This window comes from Nitrosospira lacus (assembly GCF_000355765.4).
Classification (GTDB): Bacteria; Pseudomonadota; Gammaproteobacteria; order Burkholderiales; family Nitrosomonadaceae; genus Nitrosospira; species Nitrosospira lacus.
On record NZ_CP021106.3, the window covers coordinates 2900574 to 2915588 of the forward strand.

Annotated in this window: 12 protein-coding genes; 1 reads left to right on the top strand and 11 read right to left on the bottom strand. The window is 50.1% G+C overall.

Going from position 1 to position 15015, the window contains the following annotated elements; translation table 11 throughout:
- Positions 1–5 precede the first annotated feature (5 nt).
- The 7 genes from EBAPG3_RS13225 to glpK form a co-directional block, all read right to left on the bottom strand.
- A complete protein-coding gene (locus tag EBAPG3_RS13225) occupies positions 6–281 on the bottom strand; it encodes a hypothetical protein (protein ID WP_193791343.1) in 276 nt (91 codons plus the stop codon).
- A gap of 113 nt (positions 282–394) precedes the next feature.
- Positions 395–1918 (bottom strand): helicase HerA-like C-terminal domain-containing protein, encoded by a 1524-nt coding sequence (locus EBAPG3_RS13230; protein WP_004179432.1) that lies wholly within the window; start codon positions 1916–1918, stop codon positions 395–397.
- A 190-nt stretch (positions 1919–2108) separates the two neighbouring features.
- A complete protein-coding gene (locus EBAPG3_RS13235; RefSeq protein WP_004179433.1) occupies positions 2109–3032 on the bottom strand; it encodes a CobD/CbiB family protein in 924 nt (307 codons plus the stop codon).
- A gap of 25 nt (positions 3033–3057) precedes the next feature.
- Positions 3058–3942, bottom strand: a complete 885-nt coding sequence (gene sucD / locus EBAPG3_RS13240) for a succinate--CoA ligase subunit alpha (protein ID WP_004179435.1) — start codon at positions 3940–3942, stop codon at positions 3058–3060.
- 2 nt (positions 3943–3944) lie between these two features.
- Positions 3945–5168: an ADP-forming succinate--CoA ligase subunit beta gene (gene sucC / locus EBAPG3_RS13245; RefSeq protein WP_004179436.1), complete on the bottom strand. Its 1224-nt coding sequence runs from the start codon at positions 5166–5168 to the stop codon at positions 3945–3947.
- Between the two features lie 242 nt (positions 5169–5410).
- Positions 5411–5908 carry a hypothetical protein gene (locus EBAPG3_RS13250; protein WP_040852831.1) on the bottom strand — a complete coding sequence of 166 codons (498 nt, stop codon included), beginning with the start codon at positions 5906–5908 and terminating at the stop codon, positions 5411–5413.
- Positions 5909–6167: 259 nt separating this feature from the next.
- A complete protein-coding gene (gene glpK / locus EBAPG3_RS13255) occupies positions 6168–7694 on the bottom strand; it encodes a glycerol kinase GlpK (RefSeq protein ID WP_004179438.1) in 1527 nt (508 codons plus the stop codon).
- A 642-nt stretch (positions 7695–8336) separates the two neighbouring features.
- On the opposite strand from glpK, the gene EBAPG3_RS13260 reads away from it, so the two are divergent.
- Complete coding sequence (locus EBAPG3_RS13260) at positions 8337–9098, top strand: hypothetical protein (RefSeq protein WP_040852834.1); 762 nt, start codon at positions 8337–8339, stop codon at positions 9096–9098.
- Positions 9099–9559: 461 nt separating this feature from the next.
- Here the strand turns inward: EBAPG3_RS13260 and EBAPG3_RS13265 are convergent, their stop codons facing one another.
- The 4 genes from EBAPG3_RS13265 to EBAPG3_RS13295 form a co-directional block, all read right to left on the bottom strand.
- Positions 9560–10261 (bottom strand): helix-turn-helix domain-containing protein, encoded by a 702-nt coding sequence (locus tag EBAPG3_RS13265; protein WP_040852836.1) that lies wholly within the window; start codon positions 10259–10261, stop codon positions 9560–9562.
- A 711-nt stretch (positions 10262–10972) separates the two neighbouring features.
- Positions 10973–11098, bottom strand: a complete 126-nt coding sequence (locus EBAPG3_RS15575) for a hypothetical protein (RefSeq protein WP_004179447.1) — start codon at positions 11096–11098, stop codon at positions 10973–10975.
- A 2085-nt stretch (positions 11099–13183) separates the two neighbouring features.
- Complete coding sequence (locus EBAPG3_RS13290) at positions 13184–14248, bottom strand: tyrosine-type recombinase/integrase (RefSeq protein WP_004179449.1); 1065 nt, start codon at positions 14246–14248, stop codon at positions 13184–13186.
- Between the two features lie 237 nt (positions 14249–14485).
- Positions 14486–14707 carry a hypothetical protein gene (locus tag EBAPG3_RS13295; protein ID WP_004179451.1) on the bottom strand — a complete coding sequence of 74 codons (222 nt, stop codon included), beginning with the start codon at positions 14705–14707 and terminating at the stop codon, positions 14486–14488.
- Positions 14708–15015 lie beyond the last annotated feature (308 nt).

The window sequence follows — 15015 nt, forward strand, 5'->3', positions numbered from 1 at the left end:
CTGCGTTATCGTTTGCCACGGCACACGCCAAACCCGTCATTCCAGCCCATTCGATACTGACTCTCGGCGGAGAAACGGCGTTCGTCCTTGAATCCGTAGGAAGTTTTCTTGGCGGTTTCGCAACCATCGATATAACCGTCCTTGAAGGCGGGCGAATAGCCGGTAAGATTATAGGCGGGCCGGGTGCTTGGCGGCAACGGGCCGGAAGCACGCTGCCCTTGTCCCGTCGCCGCGCAGCCCATCATTGTAAAAACCAAAAAGATTGCCGCGGTTAAACGCATCACCCCCTCCCCCGCCTGTCCAGAATTCGCTTGCGGTTTACCATAATAAGCCACCAACCGGTCCATCTCAATCAAAGGTGTCCGTGAAACAGGTTATTGCTTGTTGAAGCCGGTCAACGCCGGCGCCCACTGCCGAAGATGCCCCCTAAAACCCCCCGGAAGATCTCGCGGCCAACCTGCGAGCCGATCGAACGCGCCGCGCTTTTGGCTGCCGCATCGAGAATACCTGGATGATGCCCCCCGCGAGGACCGGTTTTGCCGAGAAGCATGCCGCCCAGCATGTCCATCATGCCGCCACCCTGCGTAGTCTGTGTTTCGCTACTTGCCTGTTGCGCCGCTTCACTCCCGGTATCCTGCCTGGTTACGGTGCGGCTTTTGATTATTTCATAAGCCGATTCGCGATCCACTATCTGTTCGTAATGTCCGAAAATAACAGATGACTTGATGATGGCCGCGCGTTCCGTATCGGTAAGCGGGCCTATTCGCGAGGCCGGCGGGTAAATGAATGCCCGTTCCACAATACAGGGGCGGCCCTTCTCATCCAATAACGATACAAGTGCCTCGCCAACCGAGAGTTCTGTAATGGCCTTCTCGGTGTCGAACTCAGGATTGGCGCGCATGGTTTGCGCCGCCGACCTGACCGCTTTCTGGTCACGCGGCGTAAATGCGCGCAAAGCATGTTGTACACGATTGCCAAGCTGACCCAAAACACTCTCGGGAACATCAAGCGGATTCTGTGTCACAAAATACACCCCGACCCCTTTGGAGCGTATCAATCGCACTACTTGCTCGATTTTCTCCAGCAGTGGACGGGGCGCTTCGTTGAATAGCAGATGGGCTTCATCAAAAAAGAACACCAGTTTTGGCTTCTCGGGATCGCCAATTTCCGGCAGGTGCTCGAATAGTTCGGACAATATCCACAGCAGGAATGTCGAGTATAGCTTTGGTGAATTCATGAGCTTGTCAGCGGCAAGAATATTGATCATTCCTCGGCCCTGACTATCAGTCTGCATCAAATCGCTGATGTCGAGCATCGATTCGCCGAAGAAGTAACTGCCTCCCTGCTGCTCGATTTCAAGCAGCGAGCGCTGGATCGCGCCGATCGAGGCAGCGGAGATGTTGCCATACTCAACGGTTAAATTCTTGGCGTTGTCGCCGACAAACTGCAACATCGCGCGGAGATCTTTCATATCAAGCAGCAAGAGGCCGTTATCGTCCGCGATCCGGAATACCAGTGCCAGCACACCCTGTTGCGTGTCGTTCAGATTGAAGAGCCGCCCGAGCAGCAATGGCCCCATATCAGATATTGTTGCGCGTACCGGATGTCCGGATTTTCCGTATATATCCCAGAAGGTGACCGGACACGCCGTCCACCGCGGCTCGTCGAGTTTGAGTTGCGCCAACCGCTCCCCCATTTTCGGGGAACTCTTGCCCGGAGCGGCGAGCCCCGACAAGTCGCCCTTGATATCTGCCAGAAATACCGGCACACCGATTGAGGAGAATTGTTCAGCCAATACCTGTAGCGTAACGGTCTTGCCGGTACCGGTCGCACCGGTGATGAGTCCATGTCGATTGGCAAGACCGGGCAGCAATCCGATTGGATGACCGGAAGTTGCGATCAATAATGGTTCTGACATAAAAATTCCATAGGTCGGGGAGGTTAATGAAGCTTCATAATCACGTCGGTATGGCTGGGTTGACCGAATTCATTCGAATTCACCATCCAGATGAAGGCCGTGGAATATAAAAATTATTTAAAATCAAATCGTTAAACGGATAAATAAGCGGTTAACCACCGGATTCAGATCTAATACTTTACTTCCTCCTTCACCCTGCCCAGCTCGCAATCTCCAGCAAGAGGAGCAGCAGAAGCCACAGCACCAGCGTACGCCAGATCAGGCCGACGGTACTTTGCAGAAAGTCCATGTCGGCATCCTCGCCCACGCCTAATTCCGGGCGATGGTACTGCCCGTCGGGCTCACGCAGCGAATCTCCCAGGCGAACTCCCAATGCACCGGCGCCGCTGGCGAGAATAATGCCTTCGGCATGATCCATCCACGAAGCGGCTTGTGCGCGCCAGCAATACACTGCATCCTCAAAATTACCGGCAATCGCGAAACTCACGGCGGTTGACCTTGCCGGTATCCAGTCTATGACCTCGAACGCTTTGGCCGCAAAATGGCCAAATGCATCCGGTGCTTGCTCCGCCTGGTTTGCCCAACGCTCACTCAATAATTCCGCGAGACGATACAGCACGGGGCCCAGTGGCCCCGGCAGAACAACAAAGCAGATGATTATAGCGAAGACATAACGATGCGAATGAATCAATCCCAATTCGATGGTATTCCGTGCAATTTCCGCGCTGCCGGATTCATCTGCCGGTACACCGCGCCATTCCCTCAATAACCTGCGGGCCATAAGTAGATCCCCATTCCTGAGCGCATCCTTGATCGCAGCGAACGAGTCACTGAAATAGCGAAATCCCATGGTGAGATAAAGTATAACCACGTTCCATGCCCACCCTAGCAACGGGCTGAGGTTATATAAAAGATAATAGATCCACCCAGTGAATATCAGCACCGGAACCACTGCGACGATCCAGGCGGCAACGCCATGACGGCGCACACCGGTGTTGAAGTAGCGCTCCAGCGCATCGGCATAGGAGAGAAACAGCAAAATGATGCGGTTTCGATCCCCGCTGGGACGCCATTGTTCCAGCAGGAGAGCAAAAATGAGCGAAAATAAGGTCATTGCAAAAGGACCATGTTTATCTTTTTCATCCCGATTTTAACAATAATTTCAGCAGCTTGCCCATTTCCGCCGGATTGCGGGTCGTCCTGATCCCGCACGCTTCCAGTACAGCGAGTTTTTCCTGCGCCGTGCCCTTGCCGCCAGAGATGACGGCTCCCGCGTGTCCCATGCGCCTGCCCGGCGGCGCGGTGACACCTGCGATGAAACCCGCCACCGGCTTCTTCATATTGTCCCTGACCCAACGGGCGCAATCCTCCTCATCGGAACCCCCGATCTCACCCACCATTAAAACCGCATCCGTTTCATCATCGTCGTTGAATAGCTTCATTACGTCCAGGTGCTTCAATCCGTTCACCGGATCACCGCCAATGCCGATACAGGTGGATTGTCCCAGTCCCTGCTCCATCAATTGAGCCACCGCTTCATACGTCAGTGTGCCGGAGCGCGACACCACGCCGATACGTCCCTTCTTATGAATGTAACCCGGCATGATACCGATCTTGATTTCGCCGGGTGTAATGATGCCGGGACAATTGGGGCCGATCAACCGGGTTTTTCGCCCTTGCATCCTGTAGCAGGTGCGCAGCATGTCGCGAACCGGAATGCCTTCGGTAATACAAACCACTAGATCCAGTTCCGCATCCACCGCTTCGTCAATCGCGGCGGCGGCAAATGGCGGCGGCACATAGATCACCGAGACGGTTGCGCCGGTCGCCTGTTTCGCTTCCCTCACGGTGGCGTAAACCGGGATACCCTCGAAATCCTCACCCGCTTTCTTAGGATTCACCCCGGCGACAAAGCAGTTCTTTCCGTCGGCGTAATCGCGGCACATGCGGGTGTGGAATTGCCCGGTCTTGCCTGTAATGCCCTGCGTCATGACCCGGGTGTTCCGGTTAATCAGGATCGCCATGACTACACGCTCCCTTCCGCCGGCGCCATGGTCGGCTTTGTCGATGGGGCCGTCACTTCCGATGCTGAAGCCGCTGCCCTCACGGCCTGCTCCGCCGCATCCGCCATATTGCCCGCCGAAATGATCGGCAGGCCGGATTCGGCGAGGATCTTTTTTCCCAGATCCTGATTGGTGCCTTCAAGGCGCACCACCAGCGGGACATTCAGCTTCACTTCCCGCGCCGCTGCGACCACACCCTCGGCGATCACGTCACATTTCATGATGCCGCCAAATATATTGACCAATATGGCCTTCAATTGCGGGTTACGCAGCATCAGCTTGAACGCCTCTGTTACCTTCTCGGCGGTGGCGCCCCCGCCCACATCGAGAAAGTTGGCGGGGCTTCCGCCATAGAGCTTGATGATATCCATGGTTGCCATTGCCAGACCTGCGCCATTTACCAGGCAGCCGATATTGCCATCCAGTGAAATATAGGAGAGATCATGTTTGGACGCCTCGATCTCCGCCGGGTCTTCCTCGTCAAGGTCACGCAGGGCGGTAATCTCAGGATGACGGAACAGGGCGTTGTCGTCAAAATTCATTTTTGCGTCGAGCGCAACTACATGATCATCCGTAGTGAGTATCAGCGGATTTATTTCGACCAATGACGCATCGGTACTGTCAAAGGCTCGGTATAACCCTTGCAAAAGAGCCTGTGCTTCCGCGGCGGCGAACTCCGGAAAATCAACCTTGCGGACGATGTCCTCAGCATCATGCGCCCTTAGCCCGCTCACGGGGTCGATAAACACCTTGTGAATTTTTTCAGGTGTCCTGGCGGCAACTTCCTCGATATCCACGCCCCCTTCCGAACTTGCCATCAGACACACGCGACGGGTGCCACGATCCACCACTAGGCCAACATAAAACTCCTTTTTGATCTCGGCACCCTGTTCTATTAAAAGCCGCCGCACAACCTGACCTTGCGCGCCGGTCTGATGCGTAACAAGCGTCATTCCCAGTATCTTCCCGGCAAACTGCTTCACTTCACCAAGTGACCTTGCCACTTTCACCCCGCCACCCTTGCCGCGCCCACCGGCATGGATCTGCGCCTTGACCACCCATACAGCGCCACCCAGCTTTCCGGCGGCATCCATCGCCTCCTCCACGCTGAAGCAGGCGATGCCTTCGGGCGTGGTGATGCCGAACTCGCGCAAAATCTTTTTAGCCTGATATTCGTGGATTTTCATCGACCCCTCCGGCAATTCGGAAAATGAAGTATAGCGTAATAACTTTACGGCGTTATGGACAGGAGAAATGGCCTCCCCGGTGGGCCGTATTGCTAGGACTTGACACTGAAAGTGGGCAAAGACTCGCGTCGTATCGAGTTCATCGCCCATCATCACCAGTCAACCTCGACCGGGAATGCCGTTAATAGCATGCGCGCCCGGCCTCGAATACATCGCGTGCGGAATACAACAGAATCGTTAATTCACTGGCTATCACCTTCATTTATAAGTTTAAAGTTTATAGGCGTGCAATCCCCTACCATTACACTGCTTTTATATATTGACGGACCACCTTTGCTGACAAGAACCGAAAATCTGGCTGCACCGCTGTTTTCCTTAAAAAACGAATAGATCTGGGATTCTTCTGAATCATGGTAATGAACCAGAAAGGCTGCCTCTGTTTCGTTTCGGCGAAGTGGAAATACCTTTGCGCCATCCTGAGCCGTCGAATGATTCCGCTTTGTGGAATCAATGAAAATAATGTCGAAATCGTCCTTTCCAAACTTTCGCAGGGTAAAAGCCCCTTTCGGCACCGTATCTATCTTCCATTCACTGTCTTCCTTTGCCAACACGCCTTTATGCGCAAAATATGCATGGCCAACGGGGTTTGTGCATGTCGTAACCTGTTGAGCAAAGAGGAGGGCGGGCAACATTGACAACAGGAAAAACAGGGATGCTTGAATGGTTACAGTAGTACGCATAAATTGGACAGGCCGAACTATTTCTATCAAATAGATAGTTCAAATTGGAAATTCTAAAACAATAATCCTAAATCCGGCGGTTGGACAGAGTGGAGCTATGAAGTTTTTAGGGTACAGACAAATCGTAACAGCGCGGACCGACTATTCCATCCCGGATGCAACGAAGAAAATCCTTGTGAATCATAACACTGAAATGAAATGTAAGTGGTCAATCGCCGGATAACTATATTTGGCTCTTTCTGTACTTTCGTTATGACGATCATTTTTTGCGTTTCTTTGGTCGAATGGTCTTCTTTTCTTTCGGCTCCCAATTTTTCGTACGGCCCAGAGCTTCGTTCCAGCGCCCACGTAGCTCGGCCACGCGGGTGCGCGACATCGTTGGTTCAAAGACTTTCTCGATTTGCCATTGGGTGGCGATCGCAGCAGTGTTTTGCCAGAAACCGACAGCGAGTCCCGCGAAATAGGCGGCACCCAGCGCGGTCGTCTCGACCACCGCGGGGCGCACCACGGGCACACCGAGCAGATCGGCCTGAAATTGCATCATGGGTTCACTGCGCGCCGCACCTCCATCGACGCGCAGTTCCTTGAGGTGCTTGCCGGTATCCGCATGCATCGCATCGATCAGATCCGCGACCTGGAAGGCAACCCCTTCAAGCGCGGCCCGCGCAATATGTGCGGCGCGGGTATCACGCGTGAGGCCGATTATCAACCCGCGCGCGTAGGGATCCCAATGCGGCGCGCCGAGTCCGGTGAAGGCCGGTACGAAGACTACACCGCCACTATCCGGTACCGATGCTGCCAGCATGTCCGCCTCCTGCGCAGACCGCACGAGTTGCAGTCCATCCCGCAGCCACTGCATGATCGCACCACCAACGAAGACACTGCCTTCCAGCGCAAATTCCTGCTTCTTGCCGATTTTCCATGCCACCGTGGTAAGCAGGCGCTGCGTTGACGCGACGGGCTTGGTGCCGATATTCTGTAACAGGAAACAGCCAGTGCCATAGGTGTTCTTCGCCAGCCCGGGCTGCACGCATAATTGTCCGAAAAGGGCCGCCTGCTGGTCACCTGCCGCGCCAGCCAAAGCGATATGCGCGAGACCGGGCGTAGCGATTTCCCCATATACTTCGCTCGAGGAGCGTACCGTCGGCAGCATGTTCTCCGGAATACGGAAAAGTTTGAGCAGATCCTTGTCCCACACGCCGGTGTGGAGATTGAACAGCATCGTCCGCGAGGCGTTGCTCACATCGGTGACATGCACCTTCTTGCCGCCGGTTAGTTTCCAGATGAGCCACGTCTCCACCGTGCCGCATATGAGTTTACCTGCTTCCGCTCTAGCCCGCGCACCGGGGATATGATCAAGAATCCAGGCGATCTTCGTCGCGGAAAAATACGGGTCGAGAATCAATCCGGTGAGTTTCTGGATCGTTCCATCGTGGCCCGCTGCACGCAATTCATCGCACATACCGGCGGTGCGGCGATCCTGCCAGACGATGGCGTTATATACGGGATTACCGGTCTCCCGATCCCACACGATGGTCGTCTCGCGCTGATTGGCGATACCTGCGCCAACAACGTCGTACGGCCGAATGTGCGCGCGATCAAGCGCTTCTACGGCTACCACTACCTGAGTAAGCCAGATCTCCTGCGGGTCATGCTCGACCCAGCCGGGTTGGGGAAAAATCTGACGTATTTCCTCCTGTGCGACGGCACAAATCTGGCCTTCATGATCGAAGACGATGGCGCGTACGCTGGTCGTGCCGGCATCGAGGGCGAGGATGTAGCGCATGCGATTAAGACTCTGACCAGATTCAGGTTGCGCTGATAGAACAAGGTTTGTCAGCGTAAAAAAAGTGACTTATTATGCCGCTAAAAGAGTCGATCGATCCCACCCTTTTAGTCAGATCAAATAATAATCCCTTTCTTGGACCCAATATCACCCGATCGTAACCCAACACAACAAAAAAAGGTTAGCTGCAGAGCTAACCTTTTTAAATGGGTGGGTGTGGTTGGACTCGAACCAACAACCAAGGGATTATGAGTCCTTTCCAATCAATATGTCATAACAAACCACAATACATCAAAGCAATTGAATCAGTAACTTATTACTTTTTATTTATTCCGGTTAATCGCGCTTTGTTGCCGTGTTTTATTGGTAAGTGTCCCGCTAGTGTCCCACAGAGGGGATGGGGATAGTGGGGGTATAACCCCGTCTAGCGAAACACCCCCCCGGCTTAAATAGGTACCTCCCCGTCTTTCCTTTCTGTAATTTGCAAAAAAAATTCTGTAAAATAATTCCCCTTGCCGTCAATAGTTCCCCTACGCATTGGGTAAGTAGTGGCAGGTGCTAATAACGAGTGATTCTTCAACGTTTCTAGATAGCCATTGCGGAAAGCGTGTAAAGCTAAAAAACAACAATATAGGGGCTATCGTGAAATCGAAAAACAGTAGTAGCTTATTCAAGATTCTTATTGCGCTTGCCCTTTCAAGCCAAGTCTATGCGTCGGATGATGATCCTTCTACCGAGTGCATTAAAAATCTAGCTTCTGCTCCCGATCTATCAATCCTTAAAGACAAAATTGCACTATCTGACATTCGTGAGCAAACACTCGAAATGCTTTCGAATCGAAAGAAACCTCTCCTCAAAGAAAAGAAAGGAATTTCGCTATGGATCGTTGAGGCGGAAAAGTGTATGCAAGACGGTGAGCAATGGCGGGAACTAAATTATCCTGCGCAACTGAATGCCCGGATAAATACTTTCGTTATGGATTTTAAATCCTTAGCGGCCAGCTTATATGGAGATGAGCTCAGTTATGGGGAGTTCGCACGTAAACGCGCAGCCATCACAGCGGTTTTTCAAAATGATTCTACAGAAATCGTTCAGGCATTATTGAGTAAACAGACGGAGCAAGCTGAGTTAAAAAACCAGAAAGCGCAAGAGGCATCTCATGAGCAAGCTCGGCAAAATCAGCAACAGGCGTACCAAGAAAAACAGTTACGACTTCAAGAGGAATTTCAGGCTCAGCAAGATTTGAACAGCCAGAGGCAGAATATTATAAATTACATGAGTAATCAAAGACCAGTCACGCCGGTTCAGATACCGCTTTACCAGATGCGGCCGATACAAATACCCAATACCTCTACTACGCGATGTCAATATCTCGGCAATCAGCTAGTGTGTAATACGAATTAATCAGCGGAAAATTGGCGCCACGGTAAATCAACCCTTACTTGATCTCGCGCACACGCGCGCGCAACAGATGTTAACGTTAGGCACCGAAAGGCGTAACTGCGCTTCGCGCACATGCGTACGTGAGAGATGACGTAACTATTTGGTTTTAAACTGAAACAGCACGTTTCAGGGAATGCGGTTTAAATCTGGAATGGATTGCTAGAGCTAAGTCCGTAGCGTACGTTCTAGCCATTTATTTGTTGCAGGGTAGGCTTAAACCCCCTTACCGTGAAAAGATAACGCGTCGTACGTCTACAGTGGGGACAGGAAATGGATTCCTAAGTGTGGTTGTGTTCACGCTTGGGCACGGTTATTGAATCTTTACGTAATGACTTAGTTGTCCCTCGCGCACACGCGTGCTAGCGTTCTTACAGTTGGGTTACATCTCTATAGACGTGAAGGCTATGTCTATTACGTCCCTGTTAATTTCCTAGATCGTCAACGTACTGGGTTTTAGTTTGTGTAATGATTGCATTCTTTGGTTCGTACACCGTTGGCCATCCCTTTACTATAGCTTCCTCAAGCAGCGTTACAGGATTGAAACCTTTTTCCTTGAAAGAAAGTAAATTTCTAATGGTTAATTCCTCTGCATGTTCGGTTAGAGGTTTTTTAAGTTTCTCTCTGTGTTCTTTAAAAGCATCCCACAGATAGGAGGGTAGCCACTCAGGGATATGGCTTTTCACGTTATGTTTCTTAGCTTGATTTACTGATCTATACTTTGAACTACTAGAGTCAATCTCTTTGACCGCCTTTAGTTTATAAGATTGACCGCCTTCGCTCAAATCAGTAACTTGAATGTTCGGAAGGACATCAACCTCTTTGACTGCATCAACACCTTGAGGCCATGAGATAGAATAATCATTTCGTTTCCATTGTTGACCTCCAAGCCCACGTTTCTTGATATTCAGCCATTTTGATTCGCTCGATTTCTGCAAGTGCGTAATGATGGATTGACGACTTAAGCTGGTTTCCTTATTCAACGTATCGATTGATGGGAAGCAACTTGTGCCGAACTCATTCATGTGACATGAGAGAGTCAACAAGACATGCTTTGTGGTTGCTGGCAGATCGGAGTTAATCATAGCCTTGCGCCATTTGAAAAGCGGTTTAACGGTATTAGCCATGCTTACCTGTATCCTTCATTGTTTGGTTACTCCAAGTAAACAGGGATTGCCGTCCAAGAGCGCTTTCTAACGATTATTTCTGAAAGGGTAGGCTAAACCCCCTTACTATGAAGAAATAATGCCTAGGAGGCATTCATACCGCCACAAATAGACTGCTTCCAGGGGACGGTTGACAACCGTCTACGCACTAGCGTTTAGATCGACGTGTTTTAATTTTGAACAGTTCCCAAAAGCCGGGATGCATCTTGCTATACCCGGATTCCCATTTCTGCCATGTGTTGACGTTGCAATAAACAAGGGAAGCGGCAGCGGCCTGAGTTAGCCCCACCGCTTCACGTGCAGATTTTATTTCTATTGGGGGCGGATGCTCCCCTGCTTTTATGACAGTCACTAGTGCGATGCTTTATGGCTAAAACACTCATTATAAGGTAGGCACTCCGTAATTTCTTTAATTAATTGACGTCTTTGTACCTTTCCCACCACTTCCGTATTTCGCTTTCTTTCCACCTAGGATGCCCCCTACCTCCTCCCGCTACCGGCACACGTATTGCCTTCGGGAATCCCGGATGCGGAGCGAACCTTTCTAAAACTTGCCTTCCCGGATTCTTGCCTTCTATATCCATGTAAGCAGCTATCGTCTTCGCACTCCATAGCCCGTCCCTTGGGTTGAGTCTATCCGCTACCGCAGCGGCTATCTGCTCTACGAGGTCATCAGTCATTGGTCACGCCTTGAGCAGTCAGAGCTTCCATTGTGTCTTCTTTCTCATGTTGGGCGATGCGCCTGGCTGTGAGGAATACTATACGCTCCCGCGCCGCCGCCATCTGTAAGTCGGTCATTGGTATCCCTTGCTTTTCAAGTCTGCCAAACTCTTTGCGTATGAATTCCAAACTTTGCCGTGCCATAAAACCCCCTATCGGTTAGATTGCTTACGTGATAAAAGATATGCGCTACACGGATCACAATACGTCATTATTACATGTAAGGCAAGAGGGTTAATCAAATATATTTTGCTGGTTATCCGCTTCCTCTTTAACATTAGCTAAGCAATAAGGGGGGCGTGATTAAACGTAGGGTACACAGTGGCATATATTCATTGTTACCTTCTGGCGGTACAGTGAAAGTGTCAAAAAGTGCCTTTATCGTACCTTCTCACGGTACTGTGACAATCTCTGCTGTACCTTTAAACGGTACTGTACTGTACCCGCTAACGGTACTGACTGTACCTTCTAAGGGTACAGACTTTGCAATTTTAGGAGGCGGTATGGGGTTCATGTGTGTATATGCTCCCTTATGGTAATTCTTGCTTTGAATGTCCAGTCCTATGAAGTTTGATATTGGTAGCCAAGTTACCGCATATTGTGAAGCTCCAGCATTTAGTCCACCGGTCTTGGTAAGAATTATCAATTTGCGGTCTATCAAAGTAGCCCTTGCCCTCTGTACCACGCTCCGCGAAGTCCAGCCCCGTCTCTCTAGCCAAGCGGATGATAATTGCAGGTGTCCGTTATTCCTCCCGTTATGTTGGCGCATTAGCTCGAATAATAGTGCCTTAGCAGTGTGGCTTGCTTCCATCCAGGCCGCGCTATCAAGTACACAAATAGGAATCCCAACATACTGGCTGTCCATAGCCTCCAAGGGCCGTTTCTGTACGCTTCGTCCCATCGCTTAACCATCAAGTCTTGAGATATAGCAATATAAGCCCCACGCATCCGTTTTGGACAAGTCGGCAAGATCATCACAAACCCCCATGTGAGAATATCGAATGCATAGCTCCTGTAATCGTTCTGTCCATGCTTCTCCCTTATTAATGCTTTCCATATTTTCCTTTTGTTTGCCGCATAACTAGCGCACGGCGTTTTAATGTGGTATTATGACAGGAAGGAGGTTATAAGAAAAAGATACGAATAGCCGTGTTTTCAGCGATCCTTTTCTATTACCCTACCTACTACCCCCTTACCTATCAGTTAATATCGCAGCCAGCGTTAACGGTAACGCAGTACTTCCGATTATTCTGGCACCCTGTAACCCTGCATTGTTGAAGTTATCCAGTAGAAGGCATCGTTTCTGGAAAATCCCTTGCCGAGCATTTCTGGAATTGTCATACACCTTCGATTAACGCCTATCGCTCCTGTGCGGTGTCTATCAAATGCTGTGGAAGAATTGAATAGGTGGCCGCATTTAACGCACTGATTTCTGTCACCACGAAGCCCTGAGCGGTACTTGTCTCCGTTCTGCCAGCGCCGGGATGTGCAGCGCTCTTTTGCTGTAGCTGCGTCCCAAGCCGTGACCCACTCTGTTTCAGTGAAAGAATCAACCATTTGATTGGCTCCGTACCCACGTAAAGAACATGGCCTCATCAATTAAAAGTCTTTTTCCTATTCTTATTAGCGAGCTTTCGAGGCCGTTTCCTAGTATTAGCCCATTGCTGCTTTCGCGGCTTCGAGCGTTAAAAATCAGGCTACGTAGAGAGCCGTTTGTGAACGCCTTGTGTTTTTCAGCAAATTGACGGACGGTAAGTAAAACGGGAGGGCAAAGTTGTTGAAGGGGGTTTACAGATGAATGGTGAACTGATAAACTGCTGTTAACATCGAGCATTTGTGACCTTTCTAAAAGTTAGAGACGCAAAAAATAGCGATATGTTGGATATCCCAACCTCGCTACACATACTACCGGAACACACGATTTCGGAATCCATGACCAAAAATTACCCGCACAAGAGGTATATTTAGCTAGGATTGATTCCTATCGTTCATGGACACACAAAAATACAGACGCGCAAAAAAATACCTAGGTCTCCCTAAGCACCAAGCACTCAGTACCAACAAGTCAAAATAGAATAGCACACCTCAGATGAAAAGTCAATAAAAATCTGATATTTTCTGAATTGTCAAGGGGAAAGTGAAATTATTTCTATATTTTCACATCTATCCGAAAATTTTACTGTTCATTGACTCCACAACTCGCGCTGTGTGCCCCACACTGAAGTGTGCGTAACGCCGTACCATCTGCAATGTTTTATGTCCTAGTATCTCAGCTATCTCTGCAAGGCTTGCACCGTTCATAGCAAAGTATGAAGCGGCTGTATGGCGCAAATCGTGAAAGTGGAAGTTATCTAGCCCCGCCCTTTTCACTGCTGTTTCCCACGGCGAACGTAAATCCATAGGCTTCTGAATCGCCTTATCCTTGGAAGGGAACAGTAATTTGCTGTCTATCCGGCGAACCTTGCTAAGTTCCTTAATCAAATCCAAAGCGTGGCCTGTTATCGCTACAGGGCGTCGTTCGCCGTTCTTTGTATCGTGAAGTACCGCACGGCCTTTGGGCAAGTCCACTACATCCCACGTTAGCCCCATGATTTCGCCTTGTCTCATGCCGGTAGAGAGAGCTAGGACAACTACAGGATAAAGATACGGATTACCCGATTCTTTGCATTCTTTCAAAAGGGCTTGGCGCTCTTCATCAGACAGGAAGCGTACGCGCCCCCTCGACTCTCTAGGTTTGGTAACTTTAAGCATGGGGTTATTCTCTATCCAGCCCCACTCTTTCACGGCTGTAGTAAACGCAACAGATAACGCGGCCATGTAACGGTTAACGGTAGCAGGGGAACGGCGCTTGCCATGATGGGTAACACCATTAGCCAGCTTATCACGGTATTTAGCTATCAATGAAGGGGTTACATCAGCAAGGGCATAACAGCCTATTTCCGCTTTCCACCAGCCAAGCTGTGCCGTTTGCTTTTCCTGGCTCTTTGGCTTGGTTGGAAGCACATCCTTTACATAACGCTCGATCAATTCGGCTAACGTATGGCGTTTAGCTTCTGAAGTCTTGAAATGGCGGTTATTCCTAATTGCCGACTCGGTATCCTGTGCCCACTTGTTTGCATCGGTCTTACGCTCAAAGGTAGCAGTCTGCGCCGGGAAACCTTTAATACGCACCTTAGCTCGATAGGACACTTTGCCGTCCTCTTTTACGCGCTTCTCAACGATTGCCATATTCGTTTTCCTTGCTGTGGTATGGGAAACAGCTTACACAAATACGGTTTAAAAAGCAACATGTGATTATTATTCCCCCGTTTCGTATCTTTATATCATGGATTAACAGGTACTTATAAAGTCATTATTAGATGGTGGGACACTAATGGGACAATTACGGGGCAAATATGGGGCAATACTCACGTTAAGGGTAGCAATGCATACGCAATGCGTCACCAGTTCGTGCGCGCCGGGTTATTATGGCTCCACTTTAAACGCCTCAATAGCCGTCCAAAATCTGTAGCGGTATTTTCCCTGCCTGCCAGTCATCCGCTTGCATTTGAAACGCACCAGCCCCAGTACCGGCACCTCAATTACTGTTTCCATAAAATCTTCCTTCCCTTTATTAGCATCCGGCAAGGTCTTCAACGCCTGCGAAACGTATGGCCCATCTATTTTCCGCAAAATGTTTTCGCTCATCAATCACAATCCTCAACTGAAAAAATTAATCTTATCACTGATAAAGAAGACCAATAATGTTCCTCACGAAAAGAAAAGAATAACGACTTGTTGCTGAAGATTGCCTCGTAAAAATATTAGTGGCTGAGGGGGCAAAGGCTTTTCCTACAGGGAAAGGGGGGCGGGGGCTTTGTCGGCAGCTAGGGGTAGCCACTAAGGTATCCATCGGTACGCCGTTGACACACCGTTAACAGACTTTGGGCATGAAAGAGCGACAGCCAAGTGTCCCACCAGTGTCCCACAAAAGAAAAGCACCTAGCCGGTAATGC